Annotated in this window: 18 protein-coding genes and 1 pseudogene; 10 read left to right on the forward strand and 9 right to left on the reverse strand. The window is 68.6% G+C overall.

Features of this window, described 5'->3' with window-relative positions:
- Nucleotides 1-355: pseudogene (locus VG502_RS02275) on the forward strand (HNH endonuclease signature motif containing protein); the annotation flags it as partial.
- 144 nt (nt 356-499) lie between these two features.
- Nucleotides 500-811, forward strand: coding sequence for an EthD family reductase (locus VG502_RS02280; RefSeq protein ID WP_325548292.1), 312 nt, complete (start codon nt 500-502; stop codon nt 809-811).
- A 162-nt stretch (nt 812-973) separates the two neighbouring features.
- On the opposite strand, the gene VG502_RS02285 is transcribed toward VG502_RS02280, so the two are convergent.
- The 3 genes from VG502_RS02285 to VG502_RS02295 are packed head-to-tail and all read right to left on the reverse strand — an operon-like array spanning nt 974 to nt 4,465.
- Nucleotides 974-1,960, reverse strand: coding sequence for a phosphotransacetylase (locus VG502_RS02285; RefSeq protein WP_325548294.1), 987 nt, complete (start codon nt 1,958-1,960; stop codon nt 974-976).
- Nucleotides 1,957-3,075: an alanine dehydrogenase gene (ald, locus tag VG502_RS02290; protein WP_325548296.1), complete on the reverse strand. Its 1,119-nt coding sequence runs from the start codon at nt 3,073-3,075 to the stop codon at nt 1,957-1,959. The genes VG502_RS02285 and ald overlap by 4 nt, the downstream gene beginning before the upstream one ends.
- A gap of 25 nt (nt 3,076-3,100) precedes the next feature.
- Nucleotides 3,101-4,465 (reverse strand): aspartate aminotransferase family protein, encoded by a 1,365-nt coding sequence (locus tag VG502_RS02295; protein ID WP_325548298.1) that lies wholly within the window; start codon nt 4,463-4,465, stop codon nt 3,101-3,103.
- Between the two features lie 157 nt (nt 4,466-4,622).
- Here VG502_RS02295 and pdxR point away from each other — a divergent pair, with 157 nt between their 5' ends.
- Nucleotides 4,623-6,122: a MocR-like pyridoxine biosynthesis transcription factor PdxR gene (gene pdxR / locus VG502_RS02300; protein ID WP_325548299.1), complete on the forward strand. Its 1,500-nt coding sequence runs from the start codon at nt 4,623-4,625 to the stop codon at nt 6,120-6,122.
- A 13-nt stretch (nt 6,123-6,135) separates the two neighbouring features.
- Here pdxR and VG502_RS02305 read toward each other — a convergent pair whose 3' ends face one another.
- Together VG502_RS02305 and VG502_RS02310 are read right to left on the reverse strand one after the other, a co-directional pair.
- On the reverse strand, nt 6,136-7,500 hold the full coding sequence (locus VG502_RS02305; RefSeq protein ID WP_325548300.1) for an MFS transporter: 1,365 nt from the start codon (nt 7,498-7,500) through the stop codon (nt 6,136-6,138).
- 31 nt (nt 7,501-7,531) lie between these two features.
- Nucleotides 7,532-8,797: a hydroxyacid-oxoacid transhydrogenase gene (locus tag VG502_RS02310; RefSeq protein WP_325548302.1), complete on the reverse strand. Its 1,266-nt coding sequence runs from the start codon at nt 8,795-8,797 to the stop codon at nt 7,532-7,534.
- Between the two features lie 155 nt (nt 8,798-8,952).
- On the opposite strand from VG502_RS02310, the gene VG502_RS02315 reads away from it, so the two are divergent.
- A complete protein-coding gene (locus VG502_RS02315; protein WP_325548304.1) occupies nt 8,953-9,744 on the forward strand; it encodes an IclR family transcriptional regulator in 792 nt (263 codons plus the stop codon).
- Nucleotides 9,745-9,760: 16 nt separating this feature from the next.
- Here the strand turns inward: VG502_RS02315 and VG502_RS02320 are convergent, their stop codons facing one another.
- Nucleotides 9,761-10,453: a GntR family transcriptional regulator gene (locus VG502_RS02320; protein WP_325548305.1), complete on the reverse strand. Its 693-nt coding sequence runs from the start codon at nt 10,451-10,453 to the stop codon at nt 9,761-9,763.
- A gap of 16 nt (nt 10,454-10,469) precedes the next feature.
- Here VG502_RS02320 and VG502_RS02325 point away from each other — a divergent pair, with 16 nt between their 5' ends.
- Nucleotides 10,470-13,334, forward strand: coding sequence for an FAD-binding and (Fe-S)-binding domain-containing protein (locus tag VG502_RS02325; RefSeq protein WP_325548307.1), 2,865 nt, complete (start codon nt 10,470-10,472; stop codon nt 13,332-13,334).
- 233 nt (nt 13,335-13,567) lie between these two features.
- Nucleotides 13,568-14,752, forward strand: coding sequence for a DDE-type integrase/transposase/recombinase (locus VG502_RS02330; RefSeq protein ID WP_325548309.1), 1,185 nt, complete (start codon nt 13,568-13,570; stop codon nt 14,750-14,752).
- Between the two features lie 74 nt (nt 14,753-14,826).
- Here VG502_RS02330 and VG502_RS02335 read toward each other — a convergent pair whose 3' ends face one another.
- Nucleotides 14,827-17,196 (reverse strand): GNAT family N-acetyltransferase, encoded by a 2,370-nt coding sequence (locus tag VG502_RS02335; RefSeq protein WP_325548310.1) that lies wholly within the window; start codon nt 17,194-17,196, stop codon nt 14,827-14,829.
- Between the two features lie 170 nt (nt 17,197-17,366).
- Between VG502_RS02335 and VG502_RS02340 the strand changes: the two genes are divergently transcribed.
- Nucleotides 17,367-18,461: an NAD(P)/FAD-dependent oxidoreductase gene (locus tag VG502_RS02340; protein WP_325548312.1), complete on the forward strand. Its 1,095-nt coding sequence runs from the start codon at nt 17,367-17,369 to the stop codon at nt 18,459-18,461.
- 47 nt (nt 18,462-18,508) lie between these two features.
- Here the strand turns inward: VG502_RS02340 and lipB are convergent, their stop codons facing one another.
- On the reverse strand, nt 18,509-19,138 hold the full coding sequence (gene lipB / locus VG502_RS02345; protein ID WP_325548314.1) for a lipoyl(octanoyl) transferase LipB: 630 nt from the start codon (nt 19,136-19,138) through the stop codon (nt 18,509-18,511).
- Between the two features lie 128 nt (nt 19,139-19,266).
- Here lipB and VG502_RS02350 point away from each other — a divergent pair, with 128 nt between their 5' ends.
- From VG502_RS02350 to crcB, 3 genes are read left to right on the forward strand one after another with little or no spacing between them, the layout of a single operon-like run.
- Nucleotides 19,267-19,803 (forward strand): universal stress protein, encoded by a 537-nt coding sequence (locus VG502_RS02350; protein WP_325548316.1) that lies wholly within the window; start codon nt 19,267-19,269, stop codon nt 19,801-19,803.
- Nucleotides 19,794-20,237, forward strand: coding sequence for a FluC/FEX family fluoride channel (locus VG502_RS02355; protein ID WP_325548318.1), 444 nt, complete (start codon nt 19,794-19,796; stop codon nt 20,235-20,237). The genes VG502_RS02350 and VG502_RS02355 overlap by 10 nt, the downstream gene beginning before the upstream one ends.
- On the forward strand, nt 20,234-20,611 hold the full coding sequence (gene crcB, locus VG502_RS02360; protein WP_325548319.1) for a fluoride efflux transporter CrcB: 378 nt from the start codon (nt 20,234-20,236) through the stop codon (nt 20,609-20,611). Before VG502_RS02355 ends, crcB begins: the two co-directional genes overlap by 4 nt.
- 145 nt (nt 20,612-20,756) lie before the next feature.
- Here crcB and VG502_RS02365 read toward each other — a convergent pair whose 3' ends face one another.
- Nucleotides 20,757-22,205 (reverse strand): gamma-aminobutyraldehyde dehydrogenase, encoded by a 1,449-nt coding sequence (locus tag VG502_RS02365; RefSeq protein ID WP_325548321.1) that lies wholly within the window; start codon nt 22,203-22,205, stop codon nt 20,757-20,759.
- Between the last annotated feature and the right edge of the window lie 15 nt (nt 22,206-22,220).

Raw genomic sequence — 22,220 nt, forward strand, 5'->3', positions numbered from 1 at the left:
CCGGTTCGCCTGCACCGCCGACCTCATCCCCGCCGTCCTCGGCGGACCCAGCCAACCACTCGACGTCGGCCGGCGAGAACGCCTCGCCACCAAAGCCATTAGGGCCGCGGTGATCCTGCGCGACGGCGGCTGCACCTTCCCCGGCTGCGACCGACCACCAGGATTCTGCGAAGTCCACCACGTCACACCCTGGTGGGCCGGCGGCGACACCTCCCTCGCCGATTCCGCACTCCTGTGCGGCCGCCACCATCACACCGTGCACCGGCAGGGCTACACCGCCCAAGTTCTCCCCGACCGGGTCGAATGGGACCTGACACCGGGCCGCATGCCTGGCCACCACAACACCGCCGCCTGAGCACGATCCACGGGCGGGACCTCGAAACGCGGGAGCTCAAGACGCCCCCCGCTGCGCTCCTCCGGCCCCTCGGCCACCGCGGCTTTGCCAGTGAACCGGGCCGTCGAGCGCTGCTATCGTCCGACCTCTCAGACGGAGGTACTCATGCACAAGTTGCTAGTCCTGTATCCCAAGCCACTCGACCCCGATCACTTCCGCGACTACTACGTGACCACTCATCTTCCGATGGTCAGCAGGCTGCCCGGCCTACTTGCGTGGCGCTACAGCTTCGACGTGGCCGCGGCTACGGGTGAACCGCCGTACTTCGCAGTCTTCGAGGGCGATTTCGCCGATGCTGCCTCCATGGCCGCAGGGCGGGCATCACCGCTCGGTCGACAGGTGGCCGCCGATGTCGCCAACTACGCGACCGGCGGCGCGGTCGTCGTCGACTATCCGGTGCAGGGTGGCGCCGGCTGAAGCCTCCGGTGTACGGCCCACGAGGCGGGACCTCGAGACGCCCGCTCGTACCTCACCGGCTCCTCGGCCACCTCAGCAATGCCCCACGAGGCGGGACCTCGAGACGCCCGCTCGTGCCTCACGGGCTCCTCGGCCACCTCGGCCATGCCAGCGGCCGACGACTCAGCCGGCGACAGCGGAACGGTCCGCACTGACCGCCTGCAGTGCACTGATGAGCGACACGTTGACGACATCCTGGGCGGAGCAACCACGCGACAGGTCGTTCATCGGCGCCCGGAGCCCCTGCAGGATCGGGCCGTATGCCGATGCGTTGCCGATCCGCTCGGCGATCTTGTAACCGATGTTGCCCGCAGCGAGGTTGGGGAAGACGAAAACGTTCGCCGCGCCGGCGACCGACGAGTCCGGTGCCTTGCTCGCGGCAACCGACGGGATGAAGGCTGCGTCGAACTGCAACTCGCCATCAATGCGCAACGACGGATCCCGTTGCAGCGCAAGGGCGGTCGCCTCCCGCACCAGCCGCACGCTCGGGTGATCGGCGCTACCCCCGGTGCTGAAGGAAAGCATCGCGACCACCGGTTCACGGCCGGTGAGGGCACCGAAGGTGTGCGCGGTGCTCAGCGCGATGTCCGTGAGACCTGCCGAGTCCGGCTCCGGCACCACGGCACAGTCGGCGAAGGCGACCGGTGCGCCAGTGCCGAGCTCGAGCAGGAAGCAACTGGACAGCAATGCCGTGCCCGGCGCCAGACCGATCCCGCGCAGCGCCGCACGTATGACGTCCCCCGACGGTGTCACCGCGCCGGCGACCGCCGCATCGGCCTCGCCCGCGCCCACCGAAAAGGCCGACACGAGAAGCGGATCCGCGGCAGCCTCCCGCCGACGCGAGGCCGACCAGCCCTTGCGCGCTGCGAGTTCGTCCAGCCGTGCAGCAACCGTGGCAGTGTGCAGCTCGTGCACCGAGCGGCACTCCACCTCGCGGGACAGATCCGCGCGCCACCGGCCGACGAGGATCGGTCGCACGCCGAGTGCGGCGAGTTCGGACGCCGCTTCCCGGACCCTCCGGTCCTCGCCTTCGGCGAGCACGACCGCCACGGGTGCAGCGCACTGATCGCTCAGGCGCTGCACCCATCCGCTCGAGAGCGGCTCGGTCATCGGCCGAGAACCTCCTCGATCGAGGTCCACTCGAGCCCATGCGCAGTGGCGACCGGCTCACTGGTGACGTGCCCCTCGAAGGTGTTGAGGCCGCCCGCAAGGGTCGCGTCGTCCCGCAGCGCCTGCTGCCAGCCCTTGTCCGCCAGCGCGACGGCATACGGCAGCGTCACGTTGGTCAGCGCGTAGGTGGACGTATTGGCAACAGCCCCAGGCATGTTCGCAACGCAGTAGAAGATCGAGTTGTGCACCGTGAACGTCGGCTCGGCATGGGTTGTCGGACGCGAGTCCTCGAAGCAACCGCCCTGGTCGATCGCGATGTCGACCAGCACGCTGCCGGGCTGCATCCGGCTGACCATCTCGTTGGTGACCAGCTTCGGCGCCTTCGCCCCGGCGACCAGCACCGCACCGATGACGAGGTCCGCGTCGGTGACCGCCTTCTCGATCTCGAAGGCATTGGCGACCACTGTCTTGACCCGTCCGTCATACCGGCGGTCGAGGGCACGCAACTTGTCGACATTGGTGTCGAAGACGGTCACGTCCGCCCACATGCCCACGGCCATGGCGATCGCGTTCATGCCGGAGACGCCGGCACCGAGGACCACGACCTTGGCCGGCCGGACGCCGGAGACGCCGCCGAGCAGGACGCCGCGGCCGCCCTGCGCCTTCATCAGGTGATGGGCGCCCTCCTGCGGCGCGAGGCACCCCGCGACCTCACTCATCGGGTAGAGCAACGGGAGTGCGCCATTCGGCAATTGGACTGTCTCGTAAGCGATTCCGGTGGCACCCGACGACAGAAGCGCGTCAGTGCAGGGCGCGGACGCGGCAAGGTGCAGGTAGGTGAAGAGTGTCAGGTCCTTGCGGAGAAAGCCGTATTCGGACTCGATGGGCTCCTTGACCTTCAGCACCATCTCCGCGGCTGCCCAGGTCTCCTCGGCAGACGGCGCGATCCGAGCGCCGGCGGCGACATACTCCGCGTCGGTGATGGAGGAACCAAGGCCGGCGCCCGTCTCGACGAGGACTTCATGGCCGTGCTGGACCAGCTCATGCACGCCGGACGGTGTTGCCGCGACGCGGTATTCGTGGTTCTTGACCTCTGCAGGAACGCTGATGCGCATGGGTGTCTCGCTTTCGTATGGCGGGTCAGGGACGGATGTAGTGGTCGGTGGCGGTGAGCACCGCGTCGACACAGTGGAAGAGGTCGTCGAGGACCTCGCGGTCGGCGATCAGCGGCGGCGAGAGCATGAGCATGGTCGCGCCGCGGTCGTCCGGACGGGTGATCAGCCCGACGTCACGCATCGCCTTCGGCATGACCTCGCGCACCAGCGCGCCGCCCTCCTCGGCGGTGAGTTGCCGCCCGCTCGCACTGTCACCGGTCAGTTCCAGCGCGTAGAAGTAGCCGGTGCCGCGCCATTCGCCGAGCGTCGGGTGGGCGTCGACGAGGCGGTCCAGTTGTTGCTGGAAGTAGGGCTCGTTGGCGCGGACGTTCTCCAGCACCTGCTCCTCGGCGAGCGCACCGAGGTTGGTCAGCGCGACCGCTGTGGACACCGGGTGGCCGCCCCATGTCGCGCCGTGGGTGAACATGCCGGCACTCGGCGAGTCCAGCAGCGCGGCGGCGAGCGGCTGCCGGATGAGCACGCCGCCGAGTGGTGCGTAGCCGGACGTCGAGCCCTTGGCGAAGGTGATCAGGTCGGGCACGACGTCATACTTCGCGGAGCCGAACCACTCGCCGAGCCGGCCGTAGGCACAGATGACCTCGTCGGCGACGAGCAGGATGCCGTAGCGGTCCGCGATGGCGCGCAGCTCCGGCCAGTAGCCCTCCGGCGGCACCAGCGCACCGCGGGAGTTCTGCACCGGCTCGGCGAAGATGGCCGCGATCGTCTGCGGGCCCTCCTCCTCGATGATGTCGACCAGTGCCTTCAGCGACGGCAGGTCGGCGGCCGTGCCGCCCTCGGGTACCTGCTCGCCGAGCGTGTTCGGGAAGTGCCGGATGCCGGGCATCAGCGGCCCGAACGGCTCCTTGTACTTCGGGATCGCCGTCACCGCGAGCGCGCCGAGCGTGGTCCCGTGGTAGGCCATGTCGCGGGAGAGGATCTTGGTGCGCTCCGGCTGGCCCTGGCTGCGCCAGTACTGCCGCGCGAACTTCACCGCGGACTCGACGGCCTCGGAGCCGGAGTTGACGAAGAAGACGGTGTCGAGGTCGCCGGGTGCCCGCCGCGCGATCGTCGCGGCCGCATCGGCGGCCATCGGGTGCGCCGCGGACCAGTTGGTCCAGTAGGCGAGCTTCTCCATCTGCTTGGCAGCAGCCGCCGGTATGTCGCTACGACCGTGGCCGATGTTGACGCAGAACAAGCCGGCGAGTCCGTCCAGGAAGCGACGACCGGTGTCGTCATACAGGTAACAGCCCTCGCCGCGCTCGATGATCGGCAGGCCCTCGTCCTTCCAGGCCTGCCCGCGGGTGAAGTGCGGGAAGAGGTGGCGCTGGGCGAGTGCGCGGGTGTCAGACATGAGTGCCTCCCAAGGACGCGGTAGGTGGTTGCACGATCCACACTGGGGCAGCACGCTGGGCCTTAGAAGGTCCAGTAGAGAGATGATTGATGGACCCAGATCTCGAGGACAATGAAGAACACCGAATCGACCCACGAGCGTGCGCTGCGTTGGTTTGATGGTCGAACGCCCCGCGATCACCGAAGGAGATGAGACGTTGGCGCTGACCCTGCTCCAGCTGGATCGCGATAGTGCCGAGCCGCTCTATCGACAGGTTCGCCGCGCCCTCGAAAACGCAGTAACCACAGGGATGTTCGACCCGCAGGAAGCGTTGCCGAGCTCGCGCGCGCTCGCCATCGAACTCGGCGTCTCGCGCAACACCATCAAGCTTGCCTACGAGGAACTGATCGCTGCGGGCATCGTCGTCAGCCGCGTGCGCAAGGGCCTGTTCGTCAACCCCGAGGTGCAGTCGGCCCTGGCGGGCGGGGTGCAGCGCACCTCGGGCATCGACTGGTCCCGCCGGACGCGGACCTTCCCCGACGCAGGGCTGCCGCACATCGAGAAGGTCGCGGACTGGGCGTCGTACCCCTATCCCTTCCTCGCCGGACAGACCGACGTGCGCAGCTTCCCGGTCCGGGCCTGGCAACGAGCACTGCGTGAGTCGCTCTATCACCCGCACGTCTTCCCGTCGCTGCAGGACAGTCTCGGCGTCGACGACCCGATGCTCGTCGACGCGATCCGCCGGCAGTTGCTGCCGACGCGCGGTATCGAGGCGGACCCCGACGAGATCATGATCACGGTCGGTTCTCAGCACGGCCTCGACCTGCTCGGTCGCGCCCTGCTCGGCAGCAAAAGCGTTGTGGCTATGGAAGATCCGGGATATCTCGATGCCCGGCACATCTTCACCCGGACCGGTGCGACGTTGCGACCGATGGCCGTCGACGCGGACGGGGCGATCCCGCCGGAGGACTTCGGCGACATCGACCTGCTCTACGTCACGCCCAGCCACCAGGCGCCCACGAACGTCACGCTGTCGATGGAGCGACGCCTGCGTTTCGTCCAGCGCGCCGGCCAGGCTCGCAGCGTGCTGGTCGAGGACGATTACGACTCGGAGTTCCGATATCGCGGCCAGCCCAGCCCCGCACTGAAGGCGCTGGACCCGACCGGCGACGTCGTTTACCTCGGGACGTTCTCGAAGTTCCTCTCCCCCGGACTGCGCCTGGGCTACCTCGTCGCACATCGCGATCTGGTACGAGAACTGACCCAGGTGAGACGTTACGAATTGCGCCATCCCCCAGGGCAATTGCAACGTGCGATGGCGATTTTCATCACCAGCGGCGACTACCACCGCGCGCTGCGGCGGCACCGTGAGCGACTCCAGCAACACTGGACCACCATCACCGGGGCCGTCGAACGCGACCTGCCCTTCGAGACCGGTCCGTTCCCTCCGGGCGGCGTCAGCCTCTGGCTGCGCGGCCCGGAGGGGTTCGATGCGCGGGAGCTCACCACGCTGGCGCGGGAAGCGGGAGTGCTCGTCGAGCGCGGCGACATCTTCTTCCAGCACTCGGATGCGTTGGCGCGTAGGCATTTCCGGCTGGGCTACGGCGCCATACCGACCCGTGCCATCACTCCCGGCGTGCGTGCACTCGCTGACGTGTGCCACGACCTGATCCGCTGAGGCGGCCCGGCCGTCATACCGCCGAAGCGGTCTCGGTGGCCCGCTTCCGGCGGCCGGCCCGCCGTCGCACCGGTGTCGACCGGATGCACAGCGCGCACACGGCGGACACCGCGCCGGTCAGCACGAAGTAGCCGATCAGCAGACTCGTCCCGCCATCCGCCCGATCCAGCAACCACGTCAGGATCATCGGGGTGAGGCCGGACGCGACGATGCCCGACACCTGATAGACGGCCGAGATGCCGGTGTAGCGCACGTGCACCGGGAAGAGCCCGGCGAAGAACGCACCCTCGGGGCCGTACATCAGCGGGTAGAGCACGCCGAGCGCGAGCACGATGCCCAGGCCGAAGACGACCGCGTTGCCGGTGTGCAGCATCGGGAAGACCAGGATCGGCGCGATCGCCGCCAGGACGGCTCCGGCCGCGTAGGTCTGGCGCATCCCGACCCGGTCGGCGATCATCCCGCTCACCGGGATGAGGACCAACAGCACGAGCGCGCCGGCCATCACCCCGAGTAGCGCCGGCTGGCGCTCCATGCCCAGGGTGTCGGTCGCATAGCTGATCGAGAAGACCGCCCATGCATTGAAGGCGACACCCTCCACCCAACGAGCTCCCATACCCAGCAACAGATTTCGGCGACTGGTCGGGTCGGACAACAGCTCCTTGGCCGGCACCTTCGCCTTGCCCTCACTCTGTTCCAGGTCACGGAAGGCGGGCGTCTCCATCACCTTGAGCCGCACGATCAGACCGATGATCACCAGCAACAGGCTCAGCCAGAAGGTGATCCGCCAACCCCACGAGGCGAAGGCGGCGTCACTCATCACCGCACCGGTGAGCGCGAAGACGCCGGTGCCCAGGACCAGTCCGACCGCCAGGCCGGCCTGCGGTGTCGATCCGTAGAGGGCCTTCCTGCCGGGCGGGGCGTATTCCACCGACATGAGCACCGCGCCACCCCATTCACCGCCGACCGCGACGCCCTGCAGCAGTCGCAGCACGATCAGCAGCGTCGGCGCGAGCAGTCCCACTTGGTCGTATGTCGGCAGGCACCCGATCAGGAACGTCGCGACGCCCATGATGAGCATGGTCATCACCAGCGTGCGCTTGCGGCCCATCCGGTCGCCGATGTGCCCGAAGATCAGCCCACCGATCGGCCGCGCCACGAAGCCGAGCGCGAACGTCGCGAACGCGAGCATCGTGCTGACCGCGGGGTCGTGGGAGGGGAAGAACTGCTTGTTGAAGATGAGCCCCGCGGCAACTCCGTAGAGGAAGAAGTCGTACCACTCCACGGTCGTGCCCATCACACATGACGCGAGGACCGCCCGGATCTGCTTCGTGCCCGGGCGTACCGTCGGTGCGTCGATCGCCTCTTGGTCCTTCGACATCGGTGACCTCCTAGGTCTGGTGCGGTCCGGCTCAGAGGGCCGCGCGGAAGATGTCGCCGAGCGCTTCGGCGGTGACGGGTCGCGGGACCACGGACAACTGGCGGGTCTGCTTGAGCGCGCCGGCCACCAGGGTGTCGACATCGCTCTCGTCATACCCGAAAGCACCGAGGGTGCTCGGGATGCCGATGTCGGTCATCAGCTCCTGCAGCACGCCGGCGAGCGCGTCCGCGCCGTCGACCCCGGTGAAGGTGCGGCCACTGAGCAGTTCGGCGGCGCGCAGGTGGCGCTGCGGGTCGCCCGGGTAGGTCCAGCGGAAGACGTGCGGCGCGGTGACCGAGACGGCCTGGCCGTGCGGGACCATCGGCATCTCCGGGTAGCCCGAGGCCTTGTAGGCCTTCACCGCACCGGCGATCGGGTAGGCGTTCGCGTGCGGCAGGTGTGTGCCGGCATTGCCGAAACCCGTTCCGGCGTATGTCGATGCGAGCGCCATCTGGGTGCGGGCCTGCACATCACGACCGTTCATGACGGCGCGGCGCAGGTTGGCGCCGACCAGCTTCAGCGCCATCTCGCACCAGACGTCGCTGATCGGGTTGGCACCGCAGAACGCGGGGCGCGCCATCGGGTCGTCCGGCGCGGGCTTGGAGTCGAACGGGACGCTGGTGTAGCTCTCCAGCGCGTGGGACAGGACGTCCATGCCGCTGGCCGCGGTGACCTCGGGCGGGAGCGTCAGCGTCGTCGTCGGGTCGACGATCGCGAGGTCCGGGCGCAGCGCCGGGTGGCTGATGCCGGCCTTGAGGTGCAGCCGCAGCATGTCGATGACGCAGATGGTGGTCGACTCCGAACCGGTGCCGGCCGTGGTGGGTATGGCGATCAACGGCTTCAGCGGGTTGCTCGGCCGTCGGCCACCGCCGATCGGTGGCGTGACGAAGTCGAGCAACTCGCCGTCGTGCGTGGTCAGCAGGTTGACGGCCTTGGCCGTGTCGATCGCCGAACCGCCACCGACGGCGACATACGCGTCGTAGTCGCCCTGCCGCGCGAAGTCGATGGCCTCGCCGATGGACTCATCGGTCGGCTCGACGCCGACCTGGTCGTAGAGCGTGGTGGCCAGTCCTGCCGCGCGCAGGGACTCGACGACCCGCGCGGGCACCCCGGACTCGGCGACGCCCGGATCGGTGAGCACCAGCACCGAGCGGGCGCCTCGTGCGCCGACCTCTGCACCGACCTCGGCCAGCGCACCCACGCCGAATTTCAGCGGCGGTGCGGCCCAGGTGAAGACGGACTCGTTCACAGTGGTCATCGATTCTCCTTGACTCATAATGTGGTGTGCTGCGCCACATTACGGAGATGTGATGCAGGACACAAGAGGTTCGCGCGGATTTTCTGCGGACCCCCTGGCCCGCGCCGCGGCCGGTGTCGCCATACGCCGGCAGTGCCTGCCCGTAGAGTCGGCGCGTGGCGAAATCCGTGAATGCACCAACCGGCACGCAGGCCATCGAGCGCGCCCTCAGCGTGCTCGGCGTCCTCGCCGACAACGGGGAGTTGTCGACCGGCGACCTGGCGCAGCGCACCGGTCTCACGGCCGGGACAGCCAGCCGTATCGCGAAGGCGCTGGTCGCCGAGGGCATGCTGCTGCGCGATCCGGAGACCGACCGCTACCACCTCGGACCGCGCGCGGTCGTCCTCGGCCGTTCCGCCGAGCGGGTGCTGGGTCTCGACAAGGCGATGCAACCGTTGCAGGGACTGGCGGAGAGCTCACATGAGTCGGTGAACCTCGCGGCGCGCGACGGCGCCGAGTCGGTGGTGCTGGCCCGCGTGCAGTCGACCCTCCCCCTGCGTTTCGTCCAGCATGTCGGGGCTCGATTCCCGCTCTACAGCACGGCTTCCGGCAAGGCGATGCTGGCCTTCGGGGACGCGACGGCCGCCTACCTTGCCGAGTTGCCGACCCGGTTGCCGCCGGTCGGGCCGGGCACTCTCGCCACGCGCGCGCAGTTGGAGCGCCAGTTGGAGCAGATCCGCGACCGCGGCTACTCGATCGACATCGAGGAGAACGTCGAGGGCGTCCGATGCGTCGGCGCACCGGTGCTCGATGGCGACGGGATCGCGCGAGCCGCGGTCGTGCTGCAGGCGCCCAGCGTGCGCATGCACAAGGACCGGATCGACGAGCTCGGACCCGCCGTCGCCACCACGGCGCGGGAGGTCTCCCGCGTCATACCCGATGCGAGCGTGCTGCGTTCGCAGGACTGATCCGAGCGCTCGTCCCTTACTCGTCCTCGTCGACCAGACTCGACCACGCGTGCCACGCATGCGTGTCGCCGTCGTCGTGGGCCTGGGCCACGAGCAGCCTTCCTGTGTCGATCAGATGCCGTCGCATCGACATCGCGGCACGCGCCGGATCACCGTCGGCGATCGCATCGACAAAGGGCTCGTGCTCCTCGAGAACGTCCAGATGCGAACGGGATCGCCCGGCGGTGTTCGCCCCGATGAGCCGCGCCGTGTCGCGTAGCTCGGCGACCAGCGACACCAGCCGGCGACTGCCCGAGCACTCCAGGATCAGCGCATGCAGGCGTTCGTCCGCTGCCCCGAAATCCGCCTCACGGCCGGCGGTCGCCGCGGTCCGCATTCGTGCCAGCTGCGCGCGCAACTCCCGCACGACACGCGTGCGCTCCGCGCCCTCGCGGGCCGCATGCGCCGCGGCCGGCGGCTCCAGTGCCAGCCGGAGCGCGAAGATCTCCGCGATGTCCTGACCGCTCGGGCGCACCGGCCGGAAGCCGCGCTGCGGGACGAACTCGATGAGACCGGCCTCCGCGAGGCGCAGCAGGCCCTCGCGCACGGGGCTGCGCGACATACCGAGCCGCTCGGCCATCTCCGGCACCGAGTGGAACGCGTCGCGGCGGATCGTGCCGTCATACAGCCAGCCGCGGATGCGTACAGCTGCGTCGTCCGCCATTGTCATGGGTAACATGTTACCCATGACGCTGACTTCCGCTCTCCGCGCCGCCGGACTCGAGGCCCGTGGCGACGACACGACCCGCGCGATCTACAGCTCGGACGCGTCGCTCTATCGGGTGCCGCCGCTGGCGGTCGCCTTCCCGCGCTCCGCCGAGGAGCTGGCAACGGCGTATGGCGTGGCGCGGGACGCCGGAGTCCCGCTGACGAGCCGGGGCGCAGGCACGTCCGTGGCCGGCAACGCGGTGGGTCCCGGCCTGGTCGTCGACACCTCGCGACACCTGAACCGGATCCTGGAGATCGACCCCGAGGCCCGCACCGCGCGCGTGCAACCCGGCGTGGTGCAGGAGCAGCTGCAGCGCGCGGCTGCGCCATACGGGCTGCGCTTCGGGCCGGACCCGTCGACCTCGACCCGCTGCACCATCGGCGGCATGATCGGCAACAACGCCTGCGGGTCACGCAGTCTCGGCTACGGCCGAACGGTCGACAACGTGCTCGCCCTGCGCGGGTTCTTCGGCACCACAAGCGAATTCGCCGTCCGCAGCGGGTATGACGACGCGACACCGACCGAGGAAGCAGCCGCGCTCCGCGGCCTCGCCCAGGGCGACCTCGCGCACATCCGCACCCAGTTCGGCCGGTTCGGCCGGCAGGTCTCCGGTTACTCCCTGGAACACCTGCTCCCCGAGCGTGGCGCCGACGTCACGCGCTTCCTGGTCGGTTCAGAGGGCACGCTCGGGGTCGTCACCGAAGCCACAGTGCGACTGGTGCCCGACCCGAAGCACCGCCGGATGATCGCACTCGGCTTCACCGACATCGTCGCCGCGGGCGTCGCCTCACCGGCCGTGCTCGTACACCAGCCGACCGCGTGCGAGGGACTCGATGCGCGGCTGATCGACGTGCTGCGGAGCCGACGCGGCGATGCCGCGGTGCCCGAGTTGCCGCGCGGTGGCGCGTGGCTGTTCGTGGAAGTGAGCGGTGACGACCTCGCCGAGGTGGATGCCCGGGCGGCGGCCGTTGCGGCGGATCCCGCTCTCGGAGCGGTGGATTCGCGGGTCGTGATGTCAGCTGCGGAGACCGCCGCGTTGTGGCGGATCCGCGCCGACGGCGCGGGCCTGGCCGGCCGATCACCCGCCGGCGAACCCGCGTGGCCGGGCTGGGAGGACGCAGCGGTCCCACCCGAGCAGTTGGGCGCCTACCTGCGCGACTTCGACGAGCTGGTCACCTCGCACGGCCTGACCAGCGCGCCGTTCGGGCACTTCGGCGACGGCTGCATGCACGTGCGGCTGGATCTGCCGTTGCAACGCCCGGACGCGCGAAACGTGCTGCGGTCCTTCATGACCGACGCCGCCGTCCTCGTCGGCCGGTATGGCGGCTCGCTGTCCGGCGAGCACGGCGACGGGCGCGCGCGCAGCGAGCTCCTCCCGCACATGTATGACGAGACGTCTCTGGCGCTCTTCGGTAGGGCCAAGCGCATCTGCGATCCCGAGAACCTGCTCAGCCCAGGCGTTCTCGTCGATCCCGCGCCGATCGACGACGACCTGCGATTCCCCGCTCCGCCGGCACCGCGCCCCCGCCGGTCGAGCTCCCTCGCCCTCGCCTGGGCTGCCGACGACGGCGACTTCGCCCAGTCGGTCCACCGCTGCACCGGCGTCGGCAAGTGCCGCGCCGACAACACCGGCTCCGGCGGGGTCATGTGCCCGTCATACCAGGCGACGAAGGAGGAGAAGGACTCCACCCGCGGCCGGGCCCGCGCGCTGCAGGAGATGATCAACGGCACTGTCGTGCAAGCGGATTGGCGCGCGCCGGAGGTGCACGAGGCACTCGACCTGTGCCTGTCCTGCAAGGGCTGCCTGTCCGACTGCCCGACCGGTGTCGACATGGCGTCGATGAAGTCCGAGGTGCTGCACCAGGCATATGCCGGAAGGCGTCGCCCCATCTCGCATTACACGCTCGGCCGTCTCCCGCAGTGGCTTCGGCTCGCTCGCCGGACTCCTCGAATCGCCCGGATGGCAATGCGATTCGGCGACAAGGTCGGCCCGGCCAAGCGACTCGGCGGGGTGGACTCCCGGCGCTCGATCCCGGTCATCGCGCCCAGGTCGTTCGCGCAGTGGGCCGCGGAGCACGAGCTGCATCCCTACCGGGCCGGCGCCGTCGAGAATCCCGCGCTGCTGTGGGTCGACACGTTCACCGACGAGTTCACCCCGGAGATCGGCGAGGCGATGGTCGCCGTCCTGCGTGCTGCCGGCTACCAGCCGGTGCTGCCGTCACGGTCGACCTGCTGCGGCCTGACACTGATCTCAACGGGCCAGCTCGATGCGGCGAAAAGCACGCTCACCACGCTGGTTTCGACGCTTGCACCAGCCGCCGCCGACGGCGTGCCGATCGTCGGCGTCGAACCATCCTGCACCGCTGTGCTGCGCCATGACCTGCTCGAGCTGTTGCCGGACGACGAGCGCGCGACGACGGTCGCCCACGCCACCGTCACGTTGGCCGAGCTGCTGACGCGCACCGACCGCTGGACACCGCCGAACCTGACTGGCACCCGCGTCGTCGCCCAGCCGCACTGCCACCATCACGCAGTGATGTCCTGGTCGGCGGACGAGGCGCTGCTGAAGTCCGCCGGCGCCGAAGTCGTCAGGGTCGGCGGATGTTGTGGCCTGGCAGGCAATTTCGGGGTCGAGCAAGGGCATTACGAGGTGTCGGTCGCCGTCGCGGAGACGAACCTGCTGCCTGCCGTGCGCGCCGCGACCCCGGAGGATGTGATCCTGGCCGACGGTTTCTCCTGCCGCACCCAACTGCGTGACCTGGCCGACAAGGACGCGCTGCACCTGGCACAACTGCTGGCGGGCGCATCGACGAAGCGCCATCCTGAGCGTCGCCGTGAGTAGGTTGAGGCGCTGGCGCCATACGACGTGGCCCTGCAGAAAGTGCGGCGAAGCGCAGCGCACCTTCTGCAGGACTCCGACACCCGCAAGCCCGCCACCGGACTTAGGACCAGCAACACGTGCGGTGGGCCGCACTGTCGAGTCTCAGGACATCGGTAGCACTGGATGTCTCAGGACATCGGTAACACCTGATGGGCGATTGCTCATGATGAGCGATGGTCAGAGATGGGGTTCCGGTGAGTCCAGAATTCGCGGTGTTGGTTGCGCGGGTGAGTCGGGGCGAGCGGGTTAACGTGCGCGCGGAGTGCGCGTTGCTGGGCGTGTCGACTAAGACTTTTTACAAGTACGTGGCGCGGTTCAACGCTGAGGGCGTGCAAGGGTTCTACCCGCGCTCACGACGGCCACGATCGTCACCGACCAAGCTCAGCGCAGCAGCTGAAGACGCTCTCGTGCGTGCTCGCAAGAAGTTGGACGACGACGGTTGGGACGCTGGCGCTGACCAGATCCTGTTCTGGTTGCGCGACAGGCCGAAGGAATGGCCGGCCGGGATCGAGTTACCGTCACGGTCCACGATCAACCGCGTCCTGGACCAGCGCGGGCAGATCGTGAAAGTACCCCAGCGACGACCGCGGCGCTCTCGTCACCGGTTCGAGGCCGATCACCCGAACACGATGTGGCAAATGGACGGCTTTGATTACAGCCTGGCCAGTGGCCGACACGTGGTCGTTCTTCAGCTCACCGACGACTGCTCACGATTCGACCTTGCCCTACGAGCGGTGACCAGTGAAAACGCCCAGGACGTGTGGGCCGCAGTGTTATGGGCCAGCGAACGTTACGGCCTGCCGGCCCGGTTCCTGACCGACAACGGCACCGCGTTCAGCGGAGCCCGTCGTGGTTGGGTCAGCGCGTTGGAAGCCAACCTGCGGGCCCTGGGCGTCGTACCGCTGACAAGTTCAGTACGTCACCCACAGACGTGTGGGAAGAACGAGAGAGCCCACGGCACCGTGTTGAAGTGGCTGCGCAAGCGGCCAGCAGCCGCGAGCCTGCAGCAGCTGCAAACTCTGCTGGATCGCTACCGCGAGCACTACAACCAGCGCCGTCGCAAGACTCACCTGCGCGGGATGACTCCAGCCGAGCGATATGCCCTCGGCCCGATGGACGGCCCCGGCTCGCAACCGACGCCATGGCCCGTAGATATTTACACCGCCAAGGTCTCTGACAACGGCTTGCTCAGCACCGCCAGCCGCCAGCTCGGCGTCGGGAAACGCCACGGCGGAATCATCGCGACCGTGATCCGGCAGCACCGTCAGATCGCTGTCTTCGACCGCAACCAGCTGATCGCCGAATTCACCCTGACCGTCGCCCGCCGCCGCTACCAAGCACGTAACCAGGCCCCACCAGTAGCGTTACCGAAGTCCTGAGACATAAGTGTTACCGATGTCCTGAGACATCACAGTGTGGTATGGCGCACCTCCTGCTGGCCCCAATCGGCGAGTTACCGAACGTCCTCCACGTTCAGGGTGACCGACTGCCCCTGGTACGCCTTGCGGTGGTGCAGCGCGGCGAGCGTGGCGTAGGCACGGTGCTTCGGGTTGCGCTCCCCGGCATACTTCAGCGGATCGGCGACCCGACCGGCCGCCGCGGCCGCGCGAACCCGGTGCGCCGCGGAGCCACCGAGCGTCTGCTCGACGAACTTCACCGGCAGCGTCGTGTAAAGCAGCTCGCCTTCGAGATCGCCTGCAGTCACTGGCTTTTCGTCGATCAGATCCGCGACGAGCTGCTCGGCGACATTGGCGCCGGACGCCGTCGCGTAGTAGCAGTTGCGGCCGTAGCGCGGATTGATCTCGAAGAAGACGACCTTGCCGTCGCGGGGGTCACGGATCGCGTCGAGGTTGGCGAAACCGTGGTAATCGGCCTCGGTCAGGATCTTCGAGCCCAGCTCGATGGCGTCCTCCAGCGGCGCCACGACCTGCACGTCAGGAATACCGAGGTATGCCGGACGCGGATCCTGCATCAGCACCTCGGAGGCACGCGCGAGCGTGATCCGGCCGTCCTTCGCACGGTAGAGCGTGACCGACAGCAGGTCGGTGCCGGGGATGAACTCCTGGGCGAGCAGCTTGCCGTCATATCCCGCGGTCTGCAGTTGGTCCAGCAACTCGTCGAGCTGGCTCTGGTCGGCGACCTGGTAGAGCTTCTTCTTGCCCGGCATACGCAGTGCCGCGAAGTGCCCGGAGTCGGCCGGCTTCACGATCAGCGGCCACGGGAGGTCGAGCTCGCCAGCGCTGGGGCGGCCGTCGGCGAAGTCGAGCACTACGGTGCGCGGCGTCGGCACACCGGCGTCCGCACACAGCTGGTTGAACTCGTGCTTGTTCGAGACGCGCTGCAACATCTCCGGCGACTCGTGCGGGACGACGACGTTCTTGCCGAGCGTGGTCCGCTTGGCGGACAGCGCCTGCACGATGCCGTCGTGGTTGGTGAGCGGAATGATTGTCAGCCCAGGGTTTTCGGTCGCCAGCCTGCGGATCTCGCGCAGGATGAGGTCGTAGTTGTGCACACCGTCCAGGCCGACCTCGCGCACCTCAGGGATGATCGACGAGTCCGAGATGGCACCCGTGGTGAACGGCACGACCGCGACGCTGGTGAGCCCGTACCGCTCGTGGAAGGCCCGGGCCAGGGCGTAACCCGACAGCGTGAAGTCGAGCACGACCGGCAGCACCTTCGGCGCCGCGGTCGGCTGCTGCGGCGCACGGGTCACCGCCCCGGCGAGCTTGCCGGCCGCGGTGTCGGCCAGGTTGACCGCGTCCGACTTCGACCGCGGCACTCCCCCGACGATCGCCCGCGCGGTCTGCTTGGCGCGGCCGACGCCCGCGATCGCCTTGCGCTGAGCGTGGTAGGCGCGCAACACGTTCGGGCGCAGCACGACGTCCCACGGGCCGGGCGCGTCGATCATGCCCTTCTTGGCGAAGGCCAGCTTGAACTCGTTGAGCGTGTCCAGGTAGGGCGAGCGGTCCGAGCCACAGCCGAGGAAGTCGAAGAAGGTCGCACCCTCCGCCTTGGTCGCACGCATCGTGCCCCAGGCCATCAGGTATGCCGCGAGCAGCTTGCGTGCCTCGGCCGACGACGCCGCGAAGTAGTAGTCGACCTCGCCGTCATACACGGTGACGAGCGCCCAGGAGACAACCGTGCCGTGGTGCCGCACGGTGTAGAGGCGACAGACCTCCGGGCCGAGCTGCCGCAGCATCTCGTAGTAGAAGGCAGGCGGGCGCAGCACGAAATCGCCTCTCCTGCCTGTCTCCTCGAAGATCGGGTAGATGACGTCGGTGAACTCCTGCTCACTGATCGCAGTGTCATCGGTGAAGACGAGCTCGTCGTTCTTCATCGCCTTGCGGATGTTGCGGCGCCCGCTCTGCGACATCTCCGAGAGCAACTGGTCCTCGTCCTTGGTCAGGTCGAGGACGATCGTGCGGTCGTAGAAGATCGCGATCAGCGGGTCGGTCAGGTCATCGCCCGGATGCACGGTGTGCAACCGCAGCACGGCGGCGTTCGGCCGCTCCGCTCGGATGTATGACGCAAGGGCGTCCCGCAACGCACGCTCGCGCTCCGGCGTGCGCGCGTCGTCGAGCCAGATCGGCCCGTGCTTGGCCCACAGCTGCTCCAGGAACCGGCCCGCGAACGAGGTCAGGCTGATCGCCGCCATCGGCGTCGCACCATCGTCCACGACCAGGTAGCGCCAGTGCTCACGGCCGGGCAGCACGGAGTCGTACTGCGCCCACTCGGGCGACTGCTCGACGGGCACGGTCTTGCCGGCCTGGTGGACCGTGTCGAGGAACTCGGATGCGGTGCAGGCACGAACGGACAGCGTCACAAATCTGGCTTTCGTCGAGTGGACTGAGGGGCGGGATCAGCATAAAGGGAGGCCCCGGAGCATTCCGATCGGCGCGGCGTCGCCGCGAAATCCGGCTGCTGCGCACCCACTGCGCGAGGATGGTTCGGGACCGGAAATCCCTGTGTCCGACCAGTGAACGGAGTATGCGGATGACAGTCGTCGTGATCGGCGGCGGTGTGGTCGGAGCATCGGCCACCTACCAGCTCGCGCGCCAGGGTGTCGAGGTCACGCTCGTCGACGCCGAGCTCGAGGGGCGGGCCACGTCCGCCGGCGCGGGCATCATCTGCCCGTGGTCGTCCCGGCAGCACAATCAGGACTGGTACCGGCTCGCGGCGGCCGGCGCCGATTACTACACGCAACTGCGTCGGCACCTGGCCGAGGACGGCGAGACGGACTTCGGCTACCGGCAGGTCGGTGCCCTGCAGCTGACGACGGACGAGGAGGTCGACGCCGCGTTCGCGACGGTGCGACAACGTGCGGCCGGGTCGGAGATCGCCGGTGCCGTCGAGGTGATCGGCGGGCCGGCGGTGCGGGCGCTGCACCCGCTGGTGCGGCACGACGGCCCCGCCATCCGCATTCCGGGCGCTGCGCGCCTGGACGGCCGACAGCTGCGGGAAGCGCTCTGGTCCGCCGCACGCTCGCGCGGAGCGACGATCGCCCTCGGGCGGGCCCGCATCCGAGCCGGGGACGCCGTCGAGGGGATCGAGCTCGACGGCGAGTTCATCAGCGCGGACGCCGTCATCGACGCATCCGGCGTGTGGTCACCGCAGTTGCTCGAACCGCTGGGTCTGCATTCGCCGGTGTCCGCGATGCGCGGGCAGATCGTGCACCTGGAGCTGCCCGGTGCGGACACCCGCGACTGGCCGATGATCCTGCCGATCTCGGACCACTACCTGCTCAGCTTCGATGACCGCATCGTCGTCGGGGCGACCCGCGAGGCGGGCGCCGGCTTCGATCACCGGCTGACCGCCGCGGGACTCCACGAGGTGCTCTCGGAGGCCCTGCGGGTGGCGCCCGGCCTGGGCGACGCCGGGTTCCTCGAGGCACGAGTCGGCTTCCGCCCGGTCAGCCCCGACAACGAGCCGTTGCTGGGAGTCGCACCGCAGCTGGCCGGCCTGATCATCGCGAACGGGCTCGGCGCCAACGGACTGATGATGGGCCCGTATGTCGGGTCGGTCGCCGCGGCCCTCGCCGTCGGCCGTGACCCGGGCGTCGACCTGGCGCCATACGACCCGTTCCGGTGAGCTCAGCCCACGGGTTTCGATACGGCTCTCCCGCTCCGCTCCTCCGCCTACTCAACCACCGAAGGCAGGCGCTTTTCGATGAAGGGCAGCACCTCGGCAACACTCACGTCGCGGCCGAGTTCTTCTGTCAGCGACGTGATGCCGGCGTCCGGAATGCCGCACGGGACAATGACATTCGCCCAGGACAGGTCACAATCACAGTTGAGCGCGAAGCCGTGCATGGTCACGTCCCGGCTCACCCGGATGCCGATCTGGCCCAGCTTGCGCTCGGGCTTCGCCCCGTCGGCCGGCAGCCACACGCCACTGCGGCCCTCGACGCGAATCGTCGACAGCCCGAGGTCACCACACACGTCCATCATCAGCTGCTCGAGGCGCCGCACGTGGCCGACGACGTCGACCGGATCCGGCAGTCGGACGATCGGATAACCGGTCAGCTGCCCCGGGCCGTGCCAGGTGATCTTGCCGCCGCGGTCGACGTCGATGACCGGGGTGCCGTCGAACGGCCGCTCGTGCGGCTCGGTCCGCTTGCCGGCGGTGTAGACCCGCGCGTGCTCGAGCAGCAGCGTGGTGTCCTCCTGCTCACCGGCGACCACGCGAGCGTGCACCGCACGCTGCAGGTCCCACGCGGCCTGGTAGTCGACGAAGTCCGGGTCGAACCCGACATGTTCGATGCGCATGCCGACACGCTACGCCGGGCGCTCGTGCACGATTGCGCCGCAGGGGTTACCACGGGGTAGTCGAAATCCCCTTATCCTGAACGTGGGTAGGTCGTGCTGCCCACCGGCCCACACGGAGAGTCAGACGTATGCCGCCGCAGCCTCCCCAGCCCAGTCCCGATCGCATGGTGGACTTCCACGCCCACCCGATCGTCGTGGGTGTCATGCCGAACCAGCCACCGCTCGTTGCGCTCACCGCAGTGACGCTGGCTCGCGCCGCCGGCGCACCGTCCATCCACTTCGGCTTCGCCGACCAGTCGCGGTATGTCGTGGAGGAACACCCCGACGGGAACGTCCGGCACGCACCGATCGACCCGGATGATGCCGACGAGCAGTGGCAGGTCACGGCGGAGACGATCCACGAGCAGCTCCGCGAGGTGCTCGGGGACAGCAGCGTCCCGTGGCATTTCCACTACCTCGCTGGCCGGCCGGACCGAGCGCTCACCCATCTCGCCCGTGCCGTCGATGCGGCGTGCTTCGTGGTCGGCACGCGTTTGGGCAAGCATCCGATGCGGGAGTTCCTCAGCGGCTCGGTGTCGGTGCGGCTCTCCCATCACCAGCACCGCCCGGTCATCGTGGTGCCCCTCCAGGTCGTCGACTGGTCGGACGGACTGCCGTGGCACTGACGTCCACTCGCCGCCGCACCGCAACCGCTCACGCCCATCGCGACCCGCTGCTCCTCGGCGTCGTCTTCGTCGGTGGTGCCTGCGGCACCGCGGCACGCGCCCTACTCGGTGATGCGTTCCCGACAGCCGCGGGTGCTTGGCCGTGGACGACGTTCTGCATCAACGTGATCGGAGCATTCCTGCTCGGTGTGCTGCTCGAAGGTCTGGTCCGATCGGGCGAGGACCGCGGCATACGCCGGCTGCTGCGGCTCGGCGTCGGCACCGGTGTGATGGGCGGCTTCACGACATACAGCACCTTCATGGTGGAGACGACCAAGCTCTCCTGGCTGCCGGCCGCCGGGTATGTCGTCGCCACCGTCGTGGTCGGTGCGGTCGCCGCCTGGCTCGGCATACGGGCCGCGAAGGCGTTCGTCCGAGTCGGTGAAATCGCTTGACAACACTATTGATTGCGCTGTGCGGCGGCGCGGGAGCCGTCACGCGCTTCGTCGTCGATGCCGAGGTACGGCGCCGGGTGCGCGGGTCCTTCCCCGTCGGCACGTTCCTCATCAACGTGGTCGGCTCGTTCCTGCTCGGTGTCCTCACCGGCGCGCTCACCCATCATGCGGGCTGGCTGTCGCCGACCGCGAAGGTTGCGCTCGGCACCGGCTTCTGCGGCGGCTTCACGACGTTCAGCACCGCATCCGTCGAGACGACCAGACTGTGGCTGACGACCGGCAGGACCGAGAGCAGCCGCTATGCCGTTGCCACCGTGGCGGTTTCGCTGCTCGCGGCGTTCCTCGGTCTCGCGCTCGGCGCCGCCCTCTCCTGACCCCGACCCGCCTGACCCCGACCCGCCTTCTCGCCGAGAGGACACCAAACATACTGAGAGGACACGAAATCCGGGCATTCACACGCCGGATTTCGTGTCCTCTCGATGCCGATGGTGTCCTCTCGGCAAAAGGGGCTGGGTCAGCTCAGACCTCGATGTTGGCCATCACGTGCTTCACGCGCGTGTAGTCCTCGAAGCCGTAGAGGGACAGGTCCTTGCCGTAGCCGCTGTGCTTGAAGCCGCCGTGCGGCATCTCGGCGACCAGCGGGATGTGCGTGTTGATCCAGACGCAGCCGAAGTCGAGTGCCTTGGACACGCGCATCGCCCGGCCGAAGTCCTTGGTCCACACCGAGGACGCCAGGCCGTAGGGCACGTCGTTGGCCCAGGCGATCGCGGCCTGCTCGTCGGTGAATCGCTGCACGGTGATGACCGGTCCGAAGATCTCGTTCTGCACCGCCTCGTCGGTCTGCTGCAGGCCGGAGACGACCGTCGGCTCGATGAAGAAACCGTCGCCGAAACCGCTCGCGCGATGACCGCCCGCCGCGATGTTCGCGTTGTCCGGCAGCCGGTCGAGGAACCCGGTCACGTGCTTGAGCTGGTTGGCGTTGTTGACCGGTCCGAGCAGCGCGTCCTCGCTGTCCGGCATACCGAGTTTGGCGTTGTTCTTTGCGAATTCGGCAAGTGCGGCGACGAAGTCGTCGTGTATGCCGGGGGCCGCGAGCACCCGGGTCGCAGCAGTGCAGTCCTGGCCGGCGTTGAAGTATCCGGCCGTGCCGATGCCCTCGATCGCGGCCTCGATGTCGGCGTCGTCGAAGACGATGACCGGAGCTTTGCCGCCCAGCTCCAGGTGCACGCGCTTGAGGTCCTTGGCGGCCGAGTCGGCGACCTGGATGCCCGCGCGGATCGACCCGGTGATCGCGACCAGCTGCGGAGTCGGGTGCTCCACCAGCATCCGGCCGGTCTCGCGGTCACCGGTGATGACGTTGAACGTGCCGGCCGGCAGGAACTCCGAGGCCAGCTCCGCCATCAGCAGTGTGGTCTCCGGGGTGGTGTCGCTCGGCTTGAGCACCACGGCGTTGCCCGCGGCAAGCGCCGGGGCGATCTTCCACATCGCCATCATCATCGGGTAGTTCCAGGGGGTCACCTGGCCGACGACGCCGATCGGCTCACGACGGATGAATGACGTGTGCCCGGCCATGTATTCGCCGGCCGCCTTGCCCTCGAGCATCCGCGCCGCACCCGCGAAGAAGCGCAGCTGGTCGACCATGACCGGCACTTCCTCGCTCGCGGTCAGCGCATAGGGCTTGCCGGTGTTCTCGGCCTCGAGCTTGACGAAATCATCGGCACGGGCCTCGATCGCGTCGGCGAACTTCAGCAGCGCCTGCTGCCGCTCACCGGGCGTCACCTGACCCCACTCGGCGAACCCCTTGGACGCCGCGGTGTATGCCGCATCGACATCCGCCTGCGTCGAAACAGGTGACTTGGCAACGACTTTCGCGCTCGACGGGTCGACGATGTCGATCGTCCGGTCGGTCTCGGCCGCGACATACGCGCCACCGATGAAGTTGCGCAGCTCGCGCGGGCTGTCAGTCATTTACGAACACTCCCT

Origin of the sequence: Flexivirga sp. (genome assembly GCF_035551235.1) — a bacterium.
Taxonomy (GTDB): domain Bacteria; phylum Actinomycetota; class Actinomycetes; order Actinomycetales; family Dermatophilaceae; genus Flexivirga.